1 pseudogene is annotated in these 277 nt (G+C 61.0%); it reads left to right on the plus strand.

What is annotated here, in order from left to right:
• Positions 1-277: pseudogene (locus FQ668_RS27430) on the plus strand (cardiolipin synthase); the annotation flags it as partial.

Genomic DNA, 277 nt, shown 5'->3' on the forward strand with positions numbered 1-277 from the left:
GGTAGAAGAAGCCCTCACCGCCCGCGAGTCGGAAAGCTATGCGGCCCTGCGCGCCCTGCCCAAGCTCGGGCGCATGCCCTGCCTGGCCAACAACCAGGTGAAGCTCCTGATCAATGGCAAGGCGACATTCGATGCCATCTTCACTGCCATCGAAAAAGCCCGCGACGTGGTGCTGGTAAAATTCTTCATCATCCATGACGACGGCCTTGGCAAAGCGCTGCAGCAACTGCTGCTGCGCAAGGCCGCCGAGGGGGTTCAGGTGTTCGTGCTGTACGAC

It is taken from the genome of Pseudomonas sp. Kh14, from assembly GCF_900291005.1.
Lineage (GTDB): Bacteria > Pseudomonadota > Gammaproteobacteria > Pseudomonadales > Pseudomonadaceae > Aquipseudomonas > Aquipseudomonas alloputida.